7 protein-coding genes are annotated in these 5,925 nt (G+C 45.8%); all 7 read right to left on the bottom strand.

Annotated features, from left to right (window positions below; translation table 11 throughout):
• Positions 1-1,766 (bottom strand): methyl-accepting chemotaxis protein (locus H6G03_RS36690; RefSeq protein WP_190475802.1); only part of this gene is annotated, 1,766 nt, incomplete at its 3' end.
• A 250-nt stretch (positions 1,767-2,016) separates the two neighbouring features.
• Entirely contained in the window at positions 2,017-2,358 is a 342-nt protein-coding gene (locus H6G03_RS36695; protein ID WP_190475804.1) for a hypothetical protein, read from the bottom strand.
• A gap of 145 nt (positions 2,359-2,503) precedes the next feature.
• Positions 2,504-3,628 carry a Gfo/Idh/MocA family protein gene (locus tag H6G03_RS36700; RefSeq protein WP_190475806.1) on the bottom strand — a complete coding sequence of 375 codons (1,125 nt, stop codon included), beginning with the start codon at positions 3,626-3,628 and terminating at the stop codon, positions 2,504-2,506.
• Between the two features lie 60 nt (positions 3,629-3,688).
• Positions 3,689-4,147 (bottom strand): DUF4870 domain-containing protein, encoded by a 459-nt coding sequence (locus H6G03_RS36705; protein ID WP_190475808.1) that lies wholly within the window; start codon positions 4,145-4,147, stop codon positions 3,689-3,691.
• 37 nt (positions 4,148-4,184) lie between these two features.
• Positions 4,185-5,174 carry a glutathione synthase gene (gene gshB, locus H6G03_RS36710; RefSeq protein WP_190475810.1) on the bottom strand — a complete coding sequence of 330 codons (990 nt, stop codon included), beginning with the start codon at positions 5,172-5,174 and terminating at the stop codon, positions 4,185-4,187.
• A 103-nt stretch (positions 5,175-5,277) separates the two neighbouring features.
• Positions 5,278-5,535: a glutaredoxin 3 gene (grxC, locus tag H6G03_RS36715; protein ID WP_190475812.1), complete on the bottom strand. Its 258-nt coding sequence runs from the start codon at positions 5,533-5,535 to the stop codon at positions 5,278-5,280.
• Positions 5,536-5,734: 199 nt separating this feature from the next.
• Positions 5,735-5,925, bottom strand: a 191-nt coding sequence (locus tag H6G03_RS36720; RefSeq protein WP_190475814.1) for a PEP-CTERM sorting domain-containing protein, incomplete at its 5' end; no start/stop codon positions are given.

Consider the following 5,925-nt stretch of genomic DNA (forward strand, 5'->3'; position numbering starts at 1 on the left):
TCTGCCAATCGTCGCACTTCTCTGGCTACCACCGCAAAACCCGCTCCGTACTCCCCGGCTTTTTCCGCTTCAATCGCGGCGTTGAGGGAGATTAAATTAGTTTTATAGGCTACGTCCGAAATTCGGTTGACGGCGCTATTGATGTTATTGGCTTTTTCATTCATCACCCGCAATCGGGCAGAAATCACGTTGGTCGCTGAAGCTAAATCCCCCATCGCCGCCGCCATTTCTTGGAGGCTTTTTTGAGAATTACTGGTTGCTTGTGCCGTCACGATCGCTTTTTGGGTGACATTTTCCATTGTTTTGACTAATTGCCCGGAAGTGTTAGCAATACTACGCGCTGTTGCATTGACTTCGCTGGTGGAACTGGCTTGCTGGAGGGCGCTTGCTTCTAGTTGCTTGCCTGAGTTAGCGATTTGGCTGGTGGAGGCGGTGACTTGAAGACTGACTTGATTGGCTTGTTCGATGACCGAATTGAGTTTAGAAAAGGAGGTTTTCAGTTGTGTGGCCATTTTGTTGAACGAGTTGGACAGTCTTTCGAGTTCCCCAATATGGCTGGATGCTACTTCCTGGTCGAAGTTGCCATCCGCCATCTGTTCTGAGGCTTGGGCAATTCGCAATATGGGGCGATTAATCGATTGTGCGGTGACAATGGCGATCGCGATCGCTGCTAATAACCCCAGCACGCACAACCAAATTGTTATCCGGTTGTTGGCATTGATTTCTTCCAAAAAGTCTGATTCGGGGACAATCAGCACGATTAGCCAATCTAATCCTTTACCATCCTTGAAGGGAGTCACTTGCAAGAATTGCCGTTCTCCATTGACGACAAATTCTAGTTGCTGTGAAGTTTGAATTTGGTTTAGGTTAGAGAAGCGATCGCGCAAATACTCTCCCGTAGCTCGCACTAAAGCATTATTGCTCTCCGTTGCCTTCAAGCGTTTTGTGTTTTCACCGCTGCCACTCGTTATCGGCTCAGTTGTCGAACTGGCGACTAGCACTCCAGAGCTTTCGATGATAAAGGTTTGCCCCGACTTACCTATTTTCAATGTTTTCAGGAATTGGCTGAGGTCTCTAGGTAAAAACAGATCGGTTGCACAGACTCCAATTAAGGAGTTATTCGTTTTATCGTAGACAGGAATACTAGAAGTAATAGTGGGCAGTAGTGTCGAAAAGTCTAGATAAACTTCGCTCCAGGTAAGTCCTCCTGTTGCGACTGCGGCTTTGTACCAAGGGCGTTGGCGAGCATCATATCGGTTTGTTTCTTTGTTATTTAAAACAGTACGATTGCCATTGCTATCCAGACTGTAGTTATTATATCGATAATTAGTGGCAGCATTGCTCATCTTTATCTCCAATTTTTGCGGATTGTTCGGATCTACCAATACGCCAAATGCTTCGCCACCTTGTTGACTGCCACAATATGTATAACTAATGGATGGAAACAGCTTTACTTGTTCCCAAAAGCGTTGTTCCCCTTTGCCGTTAATGATATCGATTTCGCCCCTACTTAAGGCATTGGCATTGAGTTGAACTATTTTAGGGGGTATCTCAACATTAGCTTTAATTTGGTTTTCGATCCTAGTATTCAATTCGTTACGCAATTGAGCAGCAACATTGTTAATTGCCTTTTGTCCGTTCTTGAACGAGATATATCCTATTAGCCCTACCACAGCAGTTGTTTGCAGTACGAACGGGACAATCAGCGCTGCCCGTAGGGGGATTTTCCTTGAGGATTTGGTAACTAAATAATTTTTATTTGACATATAGCTAGGGACTGGGGCCTTGGGATTGGGGATTAGGGGAAGAAGTCTTTAGAATCAACGGTTTGGTGTAATTCAGAATGCCTTGACTGCCGATGCGGGTGCTATAATATTGGATAATGTTTACAATATGGTTGATTTCCATAGGATAAAAAGTGTATTCTGATTATTAATCTGCCATCAAAATGACACTGAATTGGAAATGATATTCTTGAATATTTAAGCAGTTTCATCCAATTGAGTCAATGCCTGGTTAGTCTCTTTTAAAGATGCGACTGTTTGCACAGCAACTTCGTTTACTCCCTTTCCGCCGTAAGATGATCGATCGCAAGTTACCTGTTGTTCTTTTCTCCCCCACTCCCCCACTCCCCCACTCCCCCCTAATGCAATACATATTCTTTGAGCGGGAAGGGAGTAACTTCGATATGGCCACACTAATTTGCTGCGCCCCCTCAAATTGTGCTTCCACAGTTTGACTGACTTGTTCAAATTCGGGTGTCATACTCTGCACTTGCTCGATCGCCTCCGTAATTTGCTGGCTGATGCGACCGACCAGTTCCACGCGATCGGCGTGAGCCTCTTTTGAGTCAAGCATTGTTCAAGACACTCCCAAGAGACAGTTTACCGCAATGTTGCGTTGAAAGCCCCATCCCCTTGTGGGTGGGGAGCTTCAATGCCGCTACAAGCAATTGGTACGATCGCCTTGAATCTGCACCACCACTATACGATATTGCGGCCACTCAACTAGATCCGAGAAAGTTTTCTAAATTAGGTACTTCTACCCATTTGCCCAACTCGTTGGATTGATGGGTTAAATCCATCAATAACTGGGAGTAAACTCCTTCGCGCAAAGAAGGTGTTACGGCTGCACCAGCATCGATACCTTGCAGCCACCGATCGACAACTCTCATAAAAGGAGCTATTCTTCCATCTGTATAATTTTTAGGAAAATCTAACCTGTGGGGGATTTCTACTTCTGTTAAATTCTTTACTGCTGGGGAAGCCCAAAGACGAAAGCCATGCACATAGTCTTTTTGGTTATCGCTACCCAAGATTAATGTACCGCGATCGCCATACACTTCCACCCAATGTCCCCTGCCTTGATAAGTCACGGAACTAATGCAAATCTGACACGGCGTACCATCTGCTAATTCCAGCATTAGCATACAAGTATCGTCTGCATCTACCTGCTTCATTTTACCCGTCGCCGGATCGGGTCGAGTGGGGATAGATGTACTCAAGTTAGCAGACAACCGCCGCGCAGGGCCAAATAACCAACTGATATAATCAAAAGCGTGGGAAGCTACTGCTCCTAGTGCGCCGCCACCGAGGTCTTTACGAGCGTACCAATTCCAAGGGCGAGTAGCATCGGCGCGACTGGAAACTAACCAATCTATTTTAATTAAACGTTTCTGTCCGACATAATTTTCTGACAACAATTCGGCAAATCGCATCCACGCGGGTACGAAGCGAAATTCAAAATCCATGACTGCGATCGCACCCTTTTTTTTCGCCAAATCGTACAATTTTCTCGCTTCAGACGCCGATAAAGTTGTCGGTTTTTCTAATAACAAATGCTTCCCAGCTTGTAACACAGTCTTTGCCATTTCATAATGCAGAAATGGCGGTGTAGAAATACTTACAGCTTGCACTTCTGGCAGTGCTACAATATCTTCAACTGTGCAACAAGCGTGCGTAATATTTTGAGCGGATGCAATTTCTTTCGCCTTCTGCAAATCTCGATGATAAACTGCCACAATCTGAGTCCGTGGATGTTCTTGCAATCCTGGAATGTGGACTTTTTGACCGAAACCAGTTCCTACTACTGCTACATTAACAGTGTTTTTTTCTAAATTTTTTGTCATCAATGTCATTCCAGGTAAGATCAGTTTTCAGAGAAGAAGATTAGGCAACTCCGATATTTTTTATTTGATTAATCGAATTGTAAACGGATAACGATAAGCATAGCCACCCTTGGCCTTTACTGCGGCAAGAATGACTACAATTAGTTGAAATATGCCAATTACGGCCAGTAAGCCAATTAGCCCTATTCCAATTACACCCCCCGCTAGGATCAGCAATCCTCCATCGTTACTTGCTGCAACTCCGGCAACTATAAAGTAAATCACGGCTATAAATACCAAAACAATAGTTGCGATAAAGCCGTAGATGGTCATGGAAATTTGGAAATTCAGAGATTCTTTTCCCTGGTCATTAATAAAAGGATCTGCTTCTTTCTTTAGCACCCAAAATATGAGTGGCCCCACAATATTGGCAAAAGGTATGGGTAAGCCGATAATTGCTAACGGTATCCACGCCAGGGAAGCAAGATGACACCACATTGCCCACATTTGAGCTTGTCGATCGTCGTTATTTCCGGTCATGGCGGTTTCTCCTGTCGGAAGTTAAGGTTAATTAATCTCAAGTTGAGATGACTTTTGAATTGCGACGACTTTCTTCTGCTACCCATTCGATCGTCTGATAACCTAAACGAGTACCCGACAGTCGATCGATCTCCCTTACACCTGTAGGACTGGTGACGTTAACTTCGGTTAGGTAGCCACCAATCACATCAATACCAACAAAAATTAAGCCATCTCGTTGCAGCGTGGGTGCCAGTTGGGTACAGATTTCCCGTTCGCGATCGGTAATTTCCGTTTCTGCTACTCTACCACCAACTGCCATATTGCCGCGAAATTCCTTACCGGTGGGAATCCGATTCACCGCACCGATCGGTATGCCGTTGAGCAGGATAATGCGTTTGTCTCCCTCTTTGGCAGCTGGCAAATAAGTTTGCACCATCACCGGAATTCTACCTTGGAGAGTACTGAGTTCGACGAGCGAGTTAAAGTTGCGATCGCTCGGTTCTAAAAACAAAATTCCTTCCCCAGCTTTATTGCCCAAAGGCTTCAGAATTGCCGATCCTTTCGACTCCACAAATTTGCGGATCGTCTCTTTATCCGGACTGACAATAGTTTCTGGAATTGCGCCGGTAAATTGCAACGCATACATTTTTTCATTAGCAGCTCGCAGTCCTCTCGGTGCGTTGATTACCAGAGTTTTGGCTGGGTCGATGTAATCGAGAATGTACGTAGCGTAAAGATAAGGTACTGTTACCGGCGGATCGGTTCGCATGAACACCGCATCCATCGATTCTAAGGGTTGGAAAGTGCGATCGCCCACTTCGTACCAAGGCTGCTGCACTACCCACCGCCCCTCTACCAGTTCCACTGGGATGAGATGCACCCGTTCTAAAATCGCCCAAGCCTTGCCACTCACCACACTAAGATGACTGGCTTCCGTTATCCAAACCTCATGACCCATCTGCTGGGCAGCTTCCATCAGTGCCACGCTGGTATCGTGACCAGGATCGAGCCTGGAGATAGGGTCAATGATAAATGCAAATTTCATGCTTTTGTTAGTTGTCAGTTGTCAGTTGTCAGTTGTCAGTCGTCAGTCGTCAGTTGTCAAGAGAAATTGCCTAATGACTAAACTGATGACTAATAACTAATGACTATTGCAGCAGAGGATCGAGTTTGCCTGCTGCATCCAGCGCGTGGATATCATCGCAGCCGCCGATATGCTCGTCATTAATAAAAATCTGGGGTACAGAACGGCGACCGTTGGCCCGTTGAGCCATTTTAGCCCGCGCTTGCTCATCCCCATCGATAACGTATTCGGTAAACTCAACCCCCTTCTTGTTCAGCAAAGCCTTAGCACGGATGCAGAAGGGGCAACTTCTCCAGGTATAGATTTCTACGTTAGCGGCCATAACATCCTCAAATGTTAAGCAGTATTACTTTAACTTAATCTAGTCTACTTTCGATCGGTGACTGACATCACCCAACGCCACCATGAGGGAATGGCATTGCAAATAAAAAGCTTCTCACTTTATAAGATGTGAGAAGCTTTTTTTAAAGTACCTTTCTCTCTACAAGAGAGAACGCTTGTTCAACTGGCGTTGGCTAGTACTATTGATTTTCATTCCGTTTTTTGCCAAGACCCAGAGCTGCAAGACCGGTTAGCAAGAGTGCGCCCACTGTACCTGGTTCGGGTACGCTCTTAACCCCTGGTTGCTCAACTGGAGGAGCTGGTGGTTCGGCGGGAGGAGCTGGCGGTTCGGCGGGAGGAGCTGGCGGTTCGGCGGGAGGAGCTGGCGGTT

It is taken from the genome of Aerosakkonema funiforme FACHB-1375 (genome assembly GCF_014696265.1).
Taxonomy (GTDB): domain Bacteria; phylum Cyanobacteriota; class Cyanobacteriia; order Cyanobacteriales; family Aerosakkonemataceae; genus Aerosakkonema; species Aerosakkonema funiforme_A.

What these genes read in the sequence shown, in the direction of transcription:
- H6G03_RS36695 (WP_190475804.1), bottom strand. Translation starts at nt 2,358, where the DNA reads ATGCTTGACTCAAAAGAGGCTCACGCCGATCGCGTGGAACTGGTCGGT.
- grxC (WP_190475812.1), bottom strand. Translation starts at nt 5,535, where the DNA reads ATGGCCGCTAACGTAGAAATCTATACCTGGAGAAGTTGCCCCTTCTGC.
- H6G03_RS36700 (WP_190475806.1), bottom strand. Translation starts at nt 3,628, where the DNA reads ATGACAAAAAATTTAGAAAAAAACACTGTTAATGTAGCAGTAGTAGGA.
- gshB (WP_190475810.1), bottom strand. Translation starts at nt 5,174, where the DNA reads ATGAAATTTGCATTTATCATTGACCCTATCTCCAGGCTCGATCCTGGT.
- H6G03_RS36705 (WP_190475808.1), bottom strand. Translation starts at nt 4,147, where the DNA reads ATGACCGGAAATAACGACGATCGACAAGCTCAAATGTGGGCAATGTGG.